The organism is Dorea sp. ICN-14282 (assembly GCF_037890115.1).
GTDB classification, from domain to species: Bacteria; Bacillota; Clostridia; order Lachnospirales; family Lachnospiraceae; genus Dorea_B; species Dorea_B phocaeensis.
The window spans coordinates 595,901-609,595 of sequence record NZ_JBBKBH010000001.1; the positions used below are offsets into that span (position 1 = coordinate 595,901).

Annotated in this window: 11 protein-coding genes; 1 reads left to right on the forward strand and 10 read right to left on the reverse strand. The window is 45.0% G+C overall.

Going from position 1 to position 13,695, the window contains the following annotated elements; all coding sequences use genetic code 11:
• Nucleotides 1-190: 190 nt before the first annotated feature.
• Complete coding sequence (locus WKT00_RS02880) at nt 191-4,453, forward strand: acyl-CoA dehydratase activase-related protein (protein ID WP_340260813.1); 4,263 nt, start codon at nt 191-193, stop codon at nt 4,451-4,453.
• A gap of 59 nt (nt 4,454-4,512) precedes the next feature.
• On the opposite strand, the gene WKT00_RS02885 is transcribed toward WKT00_RS02880, so the two are convergent.
• From WKT00_RS02885 to rpoZ, 10 genes are all read right to left on the reverse strand, one after another.
• Complete coding sequence (locus WKT00_RS02885; RefSeq protein ID WP_340260814.1) at nt 4,513-4,695, reverse strand: hypothetical protein; 183 nt, start codon at nt 4,693-4,695, stop codon at nt 4,513-4,515.
• Nucleotides 4,696-4,743: 48 nt separating this feature from the next.
• A complete protein-coding gene (locus WKT00_RS02890; protein ID WP_101694239.1) occupies nt 4,744-4,986 on the reverse strand; it encodes a type II toxin-antitoxin system Phd/YefM family antitoxin in 243 nt (80 codons plus the stop codon).
• Nucleotides 4,987-5,513: 527 nt separating this feature from the next.
• Complete coding sequence (locus WKT00_RS02895; RefSeq protein WP_101694238.1) at nt 5,514-6,524, reverse strand: GGGtGRT protein; 1,011 nt, start codon at nt 6,522-6,524, stop codon at nt 5,514-5,516.
• A gap of 15 nt (nt 6,525-6,539) precedes the next feature.
• On the reverse strand, nt 6,540-7,232 hold the full coding sequence (locus tag WKT00_RS02900) for an iron-sulfur cluster assembly scaffold protein (protein WP_101694237.1): 693 nt from the start codon (nt 7,230-7,232) through the stop codon (nt 6,540-6,542).
• A gap of 115 nt (nt 7,233-7,347) precedes the next feature.
• Nucleotides 7,348-8,781: a GNAT family N-acetyltransferase gene (locus tag WKT00_RS02905; protein WP_340260820.1), complete on the reverse strand. Its 1,434-nt coding sequence runs from the start codon at nt 8,779-8,781 to the stop codon at nt 7,348-7,350.
• A gap of 12 nt (nt 8,782-8,793) precedes the next feature.
• The gene (locus tag WKT00_RS02910) at nt 8,794-10,230 is read right to left on the reverse strand and encodes a GNAT family N-acetyltransferase (RefSeq protein ID WP_340260822.1); all 1,437 of its coding nucleotides are present in this window, start codon (nt 10,228-10,230) and stop codon (nt 8,794-8,796) included.
• A gap of 27 nt (nt 10,231-10,257) precedes the next feature.
• Complete coding sequence (locus WKT00_RS02915) at nt 10,258-11,496, reverse strand: competence/damage-inducible protein A (RefSeq protein ID WP_340260824.1); 1,239 nt, start codon at nt 11,494-11,496, stop codon at nt 10,258-10,260.
• A gap of 1 nt (nt 11,497) precedes the next feature.
• Nucleotides 11,498-12,040, reverse strand: a complete 543-nt coding sequence (pgsA, locus tag WKT00_RS02920) for a CDP-diacylglycerol--glycerol-3-phosphate 3-phosphatidyltransferase (protein ID WP_101694233.1) — start codon at nt 12,038-12,040, stop codon at nt 11,498-11,500.
• Nucleotides 12,037-13,362, reverse strand: a complete 1,326-nt coding sequence (gene rimO, locus WKT00_RS02925) for a 30S ribosomal protein S12 methylthiotransferase RimO (RefSeq protein ID WP_340260827.1) — start codon at nt 13,360-13,362, stop codon at nt 12,037-12,039. The genes pgsA and rimO overlap by 4 nt, the downstream gene beginning before the upstream one ends.
• A 95-nt stretch (nt 13,363-13,457) precedes the next feature.
• Nucleotides 13,458-13,694 carry a DNA-directed RNA polymerase subunit omega gene (gene rpoZ / locus WKT00_RS02930; protein WP_101694231.1) on the reverse strand — a complete coding sequence of 79 codons (237 nt, stop codon included), beginning with the start codon at nt 13,692-13,694 and terminating at the stop codon, nt 13,458-13,460.
• Nucleotide 13,695: the final 1 nt, after the last annotated feature.

Consider the following 13,695-nt stretch of genomic DNA (forward strand, 5'->3'; position numbering starts at 1 on the left):
ACATTCTACCTTTTCGCCTGATGTTTGTCAATTCTACCATGTAAGTTTAACACGTTTTTTATAAATCTATCACATTTGTGAATTGTCATGCGTCGTATTTTGTCGTATAATGTTACGGGTTTTAAAAGATATATAAATAAGAAACAATCCATTGATTCATTCTATGCATATATGAAGGAGTTATTGAACAATGTGTGAAGAAGAACAATATACTTTAGGAATCGATATCGGTTCCACAACGGTGAAAATCGCCATTCTTGACGAAGCAGGCGACGTTGCATTTTCTGACTACGAACGCCACTATGCCAATATACAGGAGACGCTCTCCGATCTTCTGGGAAGAGCTGTCTATAAGCTGGGCGCCATCCATGCCTCCCCGGTCATTACCGGTTCCGGAGGGCTGACTCTTGCCAAGCATCTGGGCGTTCCCTTCGTACAAGAAGTGATCGCTGTATCCACTGCACTCCAGGATTATGCGCCGCAGACAGACGTTGCGATCGAACTTGGAGGCGAGGATGCCAAAATCATTTACTTTGAAGGAGGCAACGTCGAACAGCGTATGAACGGCGTCTGTGCCGGCGGTACCGGTTCTTTCATCGACCAGATGGCCTCTCTTCTGCAGACGGACGCATCCGGTCTTAATGAGTATGCGAAAAATTACCAGGCTCTCTACTCCATCGCTGCCCGCTGCGGTGTATTTGCAAAGTCAGATATTCAGCCACTGATCAACGAAGGTGCATCCAAAGAAGACCTAGCCGCTTCGATTTTCCAGGCCGTAGTAAATCAGACCATCAGTGGGCTTGCCTGCGGAAAACCAATTCGCGGACACGTTGCCTTCTTAGGAGGACCGCTTCATTTCTTATCCGAATTAAAAGCTGCATTTGTGCGGACGCTGAATTTAGATAAGGAACATACCATCGCGCCGTCCCACTCCCATCTGTTTGCTGCCATTGGTTCTGCCATGAATTCCAAAAAAGATCTGAATCTGTCCCTTCAGGATATGCAGATTCGTCTTGCAAACAAGATTAAAATGGATTTTGAAGTAGATCGTATGGAACCACTATTTGCATCGGAAGCAGACTATCAGGCATTTATAAATCGCCACGAAAAGCACCAGGTACCGATTCGTGATCTGGCTTCCTACCGCGGAAAAGCGTTCCTCGGAATTGATGCCGGTTCCACCACCACCAAAGTCGCTCTCGTAGGCGAAGACGGCACTCTTCTGTACTCCTTCTACCACAACAACGAGGGGGATCCTCTGGGCACATCCATTGGCGCCATCCGGGATATTTATAGCAAATTACCGGAGGGCGTAGAGATTGCCTACTCCTGTTCCACCGGATATGGGGAGGCGCTCATTAAAGCAGCTCTTCTGTTGGATGAAGGCGAAGTAGAAACCGTCTCTCACTATTATGCAGCCTCCTTCTTTGAACCAGATGTAGACTGCATTCTAGACATCGGCGGACAGGATATGAAATGTATTAAGATCAAAAATCAAACCGTCGACAGTGTTCAGTTAAATGAAGCCTGTTCTTCTGGCTGCGGATCTTTTATTGAAACCTTTGCAAAATCTCTGAACTATTCTGTGGAAGATTTTGCACACGAGGCTTTGTTCGCCAACGATCCCATTGATCTGGGAACCCGCTGTACTGTATTTATGAACTCCAAGGTGAAACAGGCACAAAAAGAAGGAGCTTCCGTTGCAGATATCTCTGCCGGGCTGGCCTATTCCGTAATCAAGAATGCACTATTTAAAGTAATCAAGGTATCTGACGCCTCTGAGCTTGGCAGCCATATCGTTGTACAGGGTGGTACCTTCTACAACAACGCCGTACTTAGAAGCTTTGAAAAGATTGCAAACTGCGAAGCTATCCGCCCGGATATCGCCGGAATTATGGGTGCCTTCGGAGCCGCCTTAATTGCAAGAGAACGCTACAGCGAATGCGACTGCAAAGCCACCACTATGCTTTCAATCGAGGAGATTGAGTCGCTGGAATACTCCACCACTATGACCAAATGTCGGGGCTGTACCAACAATTGCCGCCTGACTATCAATCATTTCAGCGGCGGGCGCAAATTCATCACCGGAAACCGCTGTGAAAAAGGTCTTGGAAAAGAGAAGTCCAAAAATCAACTTCCGAACCTTTTTGCCTATAAGTTCCAGCGTTACTTTAACTATGAGCCGCTCTGTGAAGAAGATGCCCCCCGCGGTACGATCGGTATTCCGCGCGTACTGAATATGTATGAGAACTATCCGTTCTGGTTCACATTCTTCCACCACCTGGGATTTCGTGTCGTGCTTTCACCGGCTTCCACCCGGAAAATCTATGAGCTTGGCATTGAATCCATTCCGAGCGAATCCGAATGTTACCCGGCCAAACTGGCTCACGGACACATCCAGTGGCTGATCAATCAAGGGATCTCGCGGATCTTCTACCCAAGCGTTCCTTATGAGCGGAACGAATTTGCAGATGCCAACAACCACTATAACTGTCCGATTGTAACATCTTATCCGGAAAATATTAAGAATAATATTGATGCAATTATTCAGGGAGATGTCGATTTTCTCCATCCTTTCCTCTCTCTTAAGAGCGAAGAAACCATCGCTTACCGCATGGTTGAAGAGCTTTCGGAAAAGTTTGCCATTCCGGAAAAAGAAATTCGAGAAGCTGTACATAGCGCATGGATGGAGCTTTCGGCCTGCCGCGCGGATATCCGCAAAAAAGGAGAAGAAACCATTGCTTTCTTAAAAGAAACCGGGAACCGGGGAATCGTGCTTGCCGGACGTCCCTACCACATTGACCCAGAAGTCAATCACGGAATTCCTGAACTGATTAACTCCTATGGGATTGCCGTTCTGACAGAGGACTCCATCTCTCATCTGCATAAGGTAGAACGTCCTCTGAATGTGATGGATCAGTGGATGTACCACTCCAGACTGTATGCGTCTGCAAACTACGTAAAGACTACCGATAACCTGGATTTGATCCAGCTGAACTCTTTTGGCTGCGGACTAGATGCCGTAACCACTGATCAGGTGGCAGAAATCCTGAATAACTCTGATAAGATTTACACCTCTCTTAAAATTGATGAGGTAAATAACTTAGGAGCGGCAAGAATCCGTATTCGCTCTCTTCTTGCGGCGATCCGCGTAAGAGAACAGAAAAAGGAAGAACGCCAAATCCGTCCGTCTTCTATTGAAAAAGCACTGTTTACACGGGAGATGCGCAAGGATTACACCATTCTCTGCCCACAGATGTCACCCATTCATTTTGACATCTTGCAGCCCGCGATCCGTTCCTGCGGATATAACCTTGAGATTCTGTCAAATGACAACAAGCAGTCTGTAGATGTGGGCTTAAAATATGTAAATAATGACGCCTGCTATCCGTCTCTGATGGTAGTAGGACAGATTATGGATGCCATTTTATCCGGAAGATACGATACTGACAAACTCGCCGTTATCATCACCCAGACCGGAGGCGGATGCCGTGCTTCCAACTATATCGGATTCATTCGCCGGGCACTTAAGAAAGCCGGATACCCTCACATTCCAGTTATTTCACTGAACTTAAGTGGCTTAGAGAAACATCCTGGATTTAAACTGAGCCCACCACTTGTAGTTCGCGCTATGTATGCAGTTGTATTTGGAGATATTTTCATGAAATGCGTATATCGTCTCCGGCCTTATGAAGCAGTTTCCGGTTCTGTAAATGCCATGCATGAGAAATGGAAAAAGATTTGTCAGGACTTTGTTTCGCACGGCTATCCGTCCAGACGCCGTTTTAACCGTCTGTGCAAAGAAATTATTGAAGACTTTGACAATAACATTAAGTTATTGGATGTGAAAAAGCCAAGAGTCGGCGTTGTAGGCGAAATCCTTGTAAAATTCCTGCCGGCCGCTAACAACCACCTTGTGGAACTGCTGGAATCAGAAGGAGCAGAAGCTGTTGTTCCTGATCTTTTGGATTTCCTTCTCTACTCTTTCTACAACCAGAACTTCAAAGTAGAAAAGCTGGGATTTGAAAAATCCAAAGCCCGGATAGGGAATCTTGGAATCAAATTCCTGGAGTGGCTTAGAAAACCAGCAACCAATGCGTTTGCCGCAAGTAAGAACTTTGATCCGCCGACGCGTATCCAGGATTTAGGAAAAATGGCGTCTGAGATCGTATCTCTTGGCAATCAGACCGGTGAAGGCTGGTTCCTGACCGGAGAAATGTTGGAACTCATTCAAAACGGCGCACCAAACATTGTATGTACTCAGCCGTTCGCCTGTCTTCCAAACCATGTGGTAGGAAAAGGTGTCATCAAAGAACTGCGAAGGCTCCATCCAGAGTCTAATATCGTCGCTATCGACTTTGATCCGGGCGCCAGCGAAGTGAATCAGTTAAACCGACTGAAACTCATGCTTTCTACCGCCAATAAGAACCTCGCCAAGATGCAGGAAATGTAAATAAAAATTGAACAGAAGGCTATCGCGATACACACTAGGAATCGCGATAGCCTTCGTTTCTATCTATTTGCATTTTTTTCAATATATTCCCATAAATAATTTGCCATTCTTCCTCTAGGACCTCTTCCAAACAGTTCCTCATCATACCTATTGCGCCCTCCGATTCTGCTAATCGCTAACATGAATCTTTTTATCATTGCCGGCACCGCTGCGAAAAACAGCCAGATAACAACTAGGTACATCGACCTCTCTTTTATTCCTATCTTAATTCCATAAAAAACAAAATCTAATCATTTAGCAAGCACCTCATATGCTTCCATATTTTGCTTTAGCAACTGCTCTGACACTGAAAGTAAATCATCCATAGATGCAACTTTCTCTTTATCAGCCTTGCTAAAGTCAATCACTAAATATCTCGGTGTATTATTTTTTAATATTACTGCAGTTCCATGTTTGTCTACTAACTTTGTGACCTTTGAAAAATTTTGATTAGCTTCTGTAATTGAAATCATCGTATTAGTATCTACTGTCATAAATAACACCATCCTCTCTTTCACTTATAGTATATGTATTGTCTAGCTATAATTCAACCTATTTTTTATGAAATATCTTTTTTGTGAGAGGTTTTTACATTATTCTGATTTACCACAGCGTATCTAGTTTAAATAGTGGCATAACAACACGAAAATTATACAAGAAATGGACTAAGAAATACTTTAAAGGATCGTCTGTAGCATATCAGTGTACGGTTGAGTCGGCTTGGACTTACTGTACTTCTGTTTACGACATGCAAGCCAAAGACTTAATATCTAAACAAATAAAAAAGAGAATCATTAAATCTAAAATCAGAGCATAAACCATACGATCCCAAAAGGATGATCGGATATAACTGAGTCAGTATATACCGATAGGGATATCGAATGGTTACGCTCTGATTTAGAAAATATGGTGTAGGAACTGAGGTGTATGAACGGTGTAGGAATAGTGTAGGAACAAACCACTTTACACTACTTTTTACCGCTCTTACCCTCCTCCAAAAGCCTTGATTTTACGGGGTTTCTTAGAATTTACCCTCTTTCGCTGCTTCTTCAATCGAAACTGCAACTGCAACAGTCATACCAACCATCGGGTTATTACCTGCACCAATCAGCCCCATCATCTCTACGTGAGCCGGTACAGATGAAGAACCTGCGAACTGTGCATCAGAGTGCATACGTCCAAGAGTATCTGTCATACCGTAAGAAGCTGGACCTGCAGCCATGTTGTCTGGGTGAAGTGTACGTCCTGTACCACCACCAGATGCTACTGAGAAGTATTTCTTGCCCTGCTCGATACATTCTTTCTTGTATGTACCTGCAACTGGATGCTGGAAACGTGTTGGGTTTGTAGAGTTACCTGTAATAGATACGTCTACTCCCTCTTTGTGCATGATTGCAACACCTTCACGTACATCGTTTGCACCGTAGCAGTTTACTTTAGAACGAAGTCCATCAGAGTAAGCAATTCTCTGAACTTCTTTTAACTCGCCTGTGTAGTAGTCATACTCAGTCTGAACATAAGTAAATCCATTGATTCTGGAAATAATCTTAGCTGCATCTTTTCCAAGACCGTTCAAGATAACACGAAGAGGTTTCTTACGAACCTTGTTTGCTTTCTCTGCGATACCGATTGCACCCTCAGCTGCTGCGAAAGACTCATGTCCTGCAAGGAATGCGAAACAGTCTGTATCTTCTTCCAGAAGCATTTTTCCTAAGTTACCATGTCCAAGACCTACTTTACGCTGATCAGCTACAGAACCTGGAATACAGAATGCCTGAAGGCCTTCTCCGATTGCTGCTGCTGCGTCTGCTGCGCTCTTGCAACCTTTCTTAATTGCGATTGCTGCACCTACAATGTAAGCCCAGCATGCATTCTCGAAGCAGATTGGCTGAATTCCTTTTACCTGATTGTATACATCAAGTCCGGCATCCTTTGTGATCTTCTCAGCTTCTTCGATAGAAGCAATGCCATAGCTTCCTAATACTTCATTGATTTTATCAATTCTTCTTTCATATGATTCAAATAAAGCCATTTTCGCTTGTCCTCCTTACTCCTTACGTGGGTCAATGATTTTTGCTGCGTCTGCAACACGTCCGTACTGTCCTTTTGCTTTCTCCCAAGCATCGTTTGGTGTATCACCTGCTTTGATAAAGTCTGTGAATTTTCCAAGACTTACGAACTGGTATCCGATAATCTCATCGTGATCGTCAAGAGCAATACCTGTTACATAACCTTCTGCCATCTCCAGGTAACGAGGTCCTTTTGCTAATGTTCCGTACATGGTACCAACCTGAGAACGAAGTCCTTTTCCAAGGTCCTCAAGTCCAGCACCGATCGGAAGTCCATCCTCAGAGAATGCACTCTGTGTTCTTCCGTATACGATCTGTAAAAATAACTCTCTCATTGCTGTATTGATTGCATCACAGACAAGGTCTGTATTTAATGCCTCTAAAATAGTCTTTCCTGGAAGGATCTCAGATGCCATAGCAGCAGAATGTGTCATTCCTGAACATCCGATTGTCTCAACCAGAGCCTCCTGGATGATACCGTCTTTTACGTTCAGAGTCAGCTTACATGTTCCCTGCTGTGGGGCACACCAGCCTACACCGTGAGTAAGACCGGAGATATCTTTAATCTCTTTTGCCTGCACCCATTTTGCTTCTTCCGGAATCGGAGCTGGTCCGTGATTTGCACCCTGAGCTACCGGACACATCATTTCTACTTCATGTGAATAAATCATTTTAAAACTCCTTTCAACTATGTATGATTTTCTCTCGTAAGGGTCGTTATTACTTTAACACCATACTGTATTTATTTTCTCATATATTACAAGATTCGTCAATTGTCACTTTGCATCATTTTTTCAGAATATCCCACATTTTATGATCGGATTCGTACGGGGCAAACTCTTTCCACGCAAACGGCACTGTTGTCCATCCTCTTTCGATCCGCTGCCCATCGTCACTTTGGAACGCATAGGTAAATCCGATCCATACGCCATTCTTATCTAAAAATAGATTTGCGAAATACCGACCATCCACGATTTCTCCTGTCAGCATTCGCTCATATACATTGTCCTCCAGCTCCTTGCCCGGATAACTGTCCGGATTCTGGTCAAGAATTCCCATTCTCCAACGACGTATCAATTCCGGTGAGGAGACGATCAGATCTTCTATCTCATACTGCTCTGCCGTTTCCAAATTGATAATCCTTGCCCGCAAATCTGAATACTCCAGATACATAGAGCCTAAAAAATAATGATCCGTGAACACCACACTCAACAGATTTTCATCCATATAAGTAACTTTATAGTCCACCTCACTTGCCAGATAAAGATTCTCCTGACTGCTGAAGAATTCCTGCACTTCTTCAGCGGGCTGCAGATAGAAAAGATCTGCACTGCTCATCGCTGCATCTCTTAAAATCTGGTTTACTTCTTGATCCTTACCACTTGGAAGCCCTTCCACCTGCGGATACTCAATGTCAAAGTCAACCGACAATTTCGTCTCTTCTGACTTTTTCTCATATTTCTCGGTACGAACAGCATAAGATACCGGCGCTTCATACACTTCAATGTCCGCAAGTTCATCTTCAGACGACCGATCCGTTTGCTTGGAATCCCCTGCCTCATCCAGTGACGGCGTATGCTTTTCTTCCCAATCATATTTCTCCTGCTTATGATAACCAGGATTCTGATGCACCTGTTCCCTTTGATTCTTGCCAAGCTCACCTAGAAGTCTTCCGCCCAAAAGAACGATGATTATCAAAAGGATCAAGACCACCACGCATATTCCTATGATCACACCAATGGTTCCTTTGCTCGTCTTCTTTGCCGAAGGCTCTTCTGCCACCAGTGGCATAATTCGCTCCATAGAAGCCCAGAATCTTCCTTCTCTCTCTTGCAGCGAACCACAGCAGACAAATCCACTTCTCTGGAAAAGAGGGATTAGGTGAGACGGCGCTTCTACGTTCATACGCATTACGGAAAAACGCCCCTGACACATTCTGCACAGCGCATCCAACAAAGCCGTTCCTACGCCATGATGACGATGCATCTTTCGCACGTAAATCCCGAAGATCTCTCCGGAACTGGTTATCGCTCCCAATCCAAATAATTCCTGACTGCCATCGCCCTCCTGGTACGCCCCAGCAAAGATGATTTCCCCACGCTGTACCTTTTCCCTTATCTTAGAGAAATCATTTACGAAGGGAAAGCCCTCCAAGATACTGCCGGCAGTCTCTTGATATACACGCTCTATCTCTTCGCCAGTCAAATCTCTTATCTGCATACACATCCTCCTTTATCCCAGAAGATTCCAAAACTCTTTATCGGAAATATACTGTTTAATCTCTTTATAAGAAAATGGGGCCGTCACCCAGGAATAGCCAAGATCATGGGGATCTTCCGGTGGATAATTAAAATTCAAACCAATTTCAATTCCATCCCGATCAAGGAAAAATTCCACATCGTAGATTCCGCTTTCTTCTTTTCCACTCAGAAGCTTCTGCAGTTCCTTTAGACTTAATTCCGTCAAAAATGCATTCTTTCCCGTCTCTTTCTGCATTCCCGTAATCCATGCTTCCACAAAAGAATCGGAAAGTTCCATAATATCGGAAAGTTCGTATACTTCTCCACTTTCCAGGTTAATGGTGCATGCCCGCATCGTCTCATCAAAATATTCCGGGCCTCCCTGATAACTTGCATCAGAAAACATCACGCAAATCAGACCTTCCGTAGCATAAGTCACTTTACTCTCTACCAAATTGGCAAGCATAGGAGTCTGAGATGACAGAACCCTCTCTTTGATTTCTTCCGAAGGATTTATATAAATCTTATCCACCGTCTCCATTGCGCAGGAACGAATCGCATCATTCACCTTCTTTTCCACCTTCTTGCTGGAAAGTCCAGTCACTTCCGGATATCCTACCTGGAAGGTAATAACAGTTGTCTCCTTCTCATTATCTGTATAGTCATAGGACTGATCTGTAATCTCATAAGAGAGATCTTCATCGATATAAGAAGGAACCGCTGCCATCCCTGTTGTGCTATCTTCAACGCTTTCATAATCCCCTCCGGCATCCGGAAATCCTTCCAAGCCCGGATCTTCTCCTTCTCCGTAGAATCCGCCCTCTTCTTCCAGTCCATAAGGAAGCTGCTCCAAAGCACTTTCCTGTAACTCCAAAAATATCCGCTTTGTTGCTGCGGCCACGCCAAAGATGACCAGGCAGACTGCAATCACGCCAACCACTACTGCAATAATCACTGGCGTCTTGGAATTTAAAGGAGAGGCTGGAGTCTCCGGCTGTACCTGCATCACCAGCCTGATCTTCACGTCTCCTTCCCTGCCTTCCCTGCCTTCCTGGCCTGATTCCGACATATGCATACCTTCCGTCTGCATACCAAGCTTACGGAAGAAGACTGTCATTTCGGATGGCGACAATACACTTATAACAGGAACCCGAAACACAGCTGCGCAATATCGGTACATGCTCCAAAGAAGCATACTTCCAACACCCCGGCGACGGCAATTTTCCATCACGTAAACCAAAAGCACCTGTCCGTCCTTCTTTAGCGCCGAGACGCCACAGACTCTCTGCTCATCAAAGATTCCGAAGATAACCAGTATTTGCTGCCTGTAATCTTCAACAATCTGCTGATACAAAGTATCTTCAATCTTATCTTTCACTAATGGAAGTACGGCGCCTGCCTCTTCCGCCCCCAGCAACCTCGTCTCCATCTGGCGTCCTCCTGTTGTATTTCTCTTCTATTCATGCAGCAATTCATTACGAAGGACGGTCAGCGCCCTTGCCACTGCCGATTCTCTGTTTTTCTCCCGGTTTCCATGGAAGAAACATTCTTCTACATGTACCCGGCCATTGACATAACAGCCAATATAAACAAGTCCTACCGGCTTCTCCTTCGTCCCGCCGCCCGGTCCTGCAATACCGGTAACACTGATAGCCGCATCTGCACCTGCCACCTTTGCCACTCCTTGTGCCATCTCAATAGCCGTCTGTGGACTGACTGCTCCATACTGAACCAAGGTCTCCCGATTCACATTCAAAAGCCGCTCTTTCGCCTCGTTTGAATAGGTGATAAAGCCTTCTTTATAGACACTAGAAGCTCCCGGTACGTTCATCAGTCTTCCTGCAAGAAGCCCTCCGGTACAAGATTCTGCTGTCGTAACGCTGAAATGCTTCTCTTCCAGCAGGCGAACAACCGCCTCTTCCAGCGTTACATCTTCCTCCATCGTATAGATCCGATCGCCAAACCTACTTTTCAGTTCCTGGAGCATCGGCTCCATTAACGCCTCTGCATCCGCCTCACTTTTTGCCTTTGCAGTAACCCGAAGGTGTACTTCACCCGTCTTCGCATACGGTGCAATCGTGGGATTCGTCTGCTGATCCATAAGATCCGCAATCATCGTCTCCGCCCGACTCTCCCCGACAGAGCAAATCTTTACCATTCTGGAGTAAATTCCTTCCGGCTGCAATGCATTGAGATACGGAGCGATTTTTTTATCAAACATCGGCTTCATCTCATTGGGTGGTCCCGGAATCAAAATTGCAATTGCTTCTCCTTCCAGAATCAGCCCAGGAGCCGTCCCGTTATCATTATCAATTACTTTCGCTCCCTCCGGCACCATCGCCTGCTTCCAGTTATTATCCGTCACTTTCCCGGCATGTCCCCGGCGAAAATACTCTTCAATCCGGGCACGGGAATGAGGATCTTCATATAACTCTCTTCCGAACACTTTGGCTGTAACTTCCTTCGTCAGATCATCCTTCGTCGGTCCCAGACCTCCTGTTAGAATCACTACATCTGATCGGGACACCGCCTGACGGATTGTCGCCTCCATCCGTTCCTCGTTATCTCCAACGACAGTCTGATAATAACAAGACAGCCCCAAAGCCGCGCACTGCTCCGCAAGATAAGCTGCGTTGGTGTTCACAATATTTCCAAGCAAAATCTCTGTGCCTACCGAAATGAGTTCTACCGTCACGTTACATTCCTCCCTGTGTCAGTACCTGGATATTCTTTGCCACGTAATCAATCAGAGATACCACCGTCAGAATCAGGGAAACCCAAATCAACACTGTTCCAATCACATCAAATACGCCACCAAGATCCAGAATCAAAACGATAATCATAGCCATCTGAGAAACGGTCTTGAATTTTCCCCAGTAGCTTGCCGCTATTACAATTCCATTATCAGACGCAACCAAACGGAAACCACTGATAATAAATTCTCTGGCAATAATCACAATAACAAACCATGCTGCCAGCTTTCCAGATGGAATCATACAGATCATAGCAGAACATACCAACAGCTTATCCGCCAGCGGATCCATAAATTTTCCAAAATTGGTTACCAGATTTCTCGCTCTTGCAATCTTGCCATCCAAAAGATCCGTCAGACTTGCAATACAAAACAGCGCCAAGGCAATCCACTTATTTGCCGCTCCTCCCACATCTGTCAACATAAAAAACACAAAAAACGGGACCATAATCACTCGAAGTACGGTTAACTTATTTGGTAAATTCATGATATCAACTCTCCTATCAAATCATATTCTGCTGCTCCGGTTACCCTAACTCTTGCAAAATCCCCGGACATCAGTTCTTCTTCTGTATTCACAAAGATCAATCCATCTACATTTGGTGCATCTCTGTAAGTCCGTCCTACATAGGCATTTTCATCGGCTACTTTTCCTTCGATCATCACCAGCACCTCTCTTCCAATCATGGATTCGGCCTGTTCAAATACAATCTCTTGCTGAAGCTCCATAATTTCTGCCTGACGATCTTCTTTCACCTCTTCTTCCACCTGATCCTCAAATCCAGCAGCCGGTGTATCTTCTTCCTGAGAATACGTAAACACTCCCAGACGTTCAAATTCCATCTCATCTACGAATCCCATCAGTTCCTCGTGCTGCTCCTTCGTCTCTCCCGGAAATCCGGTAATCAATGTGGTGCGAAGTGTAATATCCGGAATCTCCTGACGCAGTCTTCCAATAATCTCCACCAGTTGTGCCTTTGAAGTTCTTCTTCCCATTCGTTTCAACACACCATCGCTTGCATGCTGGATCGGTAAATCCAAATAATGGCAGATCTTCGGTTCTTCTTTGATCGTCTGGATTAATTCCTCGTCAATCTCTTCCGGATAACAGTAAAGAATCCGAATCCACCGAATACCGCTGATCTTACAGAGTTCTCTAAGAAGCTTCGACAAAGACTTTCTTCCGTAAAGATCCATTCCATACACCGTAGTCTCCTGGGCAACCAGAATCAACTCTTTCACACCCTGATCTGCCAGTTCCTGCGCCTCTTTGATCAGCCTTTCCATCGGAACGCTGCGATAATTGCCACGGATCTTCGGAATAATGCAGTATGTACAATGTTTATCGCATCCTTCTGCAATCTTTAAGTAGGCAAAATGTCCTCCCGTGGTTACCAGTCTCTTAGTTTCTACCAATGGCAGCGCATCCAGATCCTGCATCTTAACATGTCCCTGTCCTTCCAGCGCCTCTTCTACAGCATCCACAATTTTGTCATAAGACGTAGTTCCAAGCACGGCATCTACTTCTGGGATCTCTTCTAAAATCTCCTGCTGATAACGCTGTGCTAAGCATCCTGTCACTACCAGCGCTTTTAAACGTCCTTCCGTCTTATACTGCGCCATGTCAAGAATCGTCTGAATGCTCTCTTCCTTGGCATCGTGGATAAAGCAGCAGGTATTCACGACAATGATGTCTGCCAGCGTCTCATCATCTACGATCTGATACCCTTTGGAATCCAAAAGTCCCAGCATCACTTCCGAGTCTACCAGGTTCTTATCACATCCCAGGGATATAAATAGAATGTTCATACATCGTCTCCTTTTCTTTTTCTTCTTATTTACTACTTTGAAGAAAGGCAGATACCTCCCGGCATCTGCCCCGCTTTAACTACATATCTGAAGGATTAGTCTTCCTCTCCTACGACTTTGATCTTACCCTGGTTCAGCTCATCAATTGCTACAGACAGCGGTTTTTCACCGTCTTTTACCGGAACCAGCGGTACTGAGCCATCAATAATCTCTCTCGCTCTCTTCGCCGTAGCCATCACGATAGAGTAACGGCTGTTGACAACCTTTGTCTCGCCTTCCTCAACGTCCTTATTCACTACTTTCATCAAATCTGTGTAAGATGGGTGTAACATA

What these genes read in the sequence shown, in the direction of transcription:
- WKT00_RS02880 (WP_340260813.1), top strand. Translation starts at nt 191, where the DNA reads ATGTGTGAAGAAGAACAATATACTTTAGGAATCGATATCGGTTCCACA.
- WKT00_RS02885 (WP_340260814.1), bottom strand. Translation starts at nt 4,695, where the DNA reads ATGTACCTAGTTGTTATCTGGCTGTTTTTCGCAGCGGTGCCGGCAATG.
- WKT00_RS02890 (WP_101694239.1), bottom strand. Translation starts at nt 4,986, where the DNA reads ATGACAGTAGATACTAATACGATGATTTCAATTACAGAAGCTAATCAA.
- WKT00_RS02895 (WP_101694238.1), bottom strand. Translation starts at nt 6,524, where the DNA reads ATGGCTTTATTTGAATCATATGAAAGAAGAATTGATAAAATCAATGAA.
- WKT00_RS02900 (WP_101694237.1), bottom strand. Translation starts at nt 7,232, where the DNA reads ATGATTTATTCACATGAAGTAGAAATGATGTGTCCGGTAGCTCAGGGT.
- WKT00_RS02905 (WP_340260820.1), bottom strand. Translation starts at nt 8,781, where the DNA reads ATGCAGATAAGAGATTTGACTGGCGAAGAGATAGAGCGTGTATATCAA.
- WKT00_RS02910 (WP_340260822.1), bottom strand. Translation starts at nt 10,230, where the DNA reads ATGGAGACGAGGTTGCTGGGGGCGGAAGAGGCAGGCGCCGTACTTCCA.
- pgsA (WP_101694233.1), bottom strand. Translation starts at nt 12,040, where the DNA reads ATGAATTTACCAAATAAGTTAACCGTACTTCGAGTGATTATGGTCCCG.
- rimO (WP_340260827.1), bottom strand. Translation starts at nt 13,362, where the DNA reads ATGAACATTCTATTTATATCCCTGGGATGTGATAAGAACCTGGTAGAC.
- rpoZ (WP_101694231.1), bottom strand. Translation starts at nt 13,694, where the DNA reads ATGTTACACCCATCTTACACAGATTTGATGAAAGTAGTGAATAAGGAC.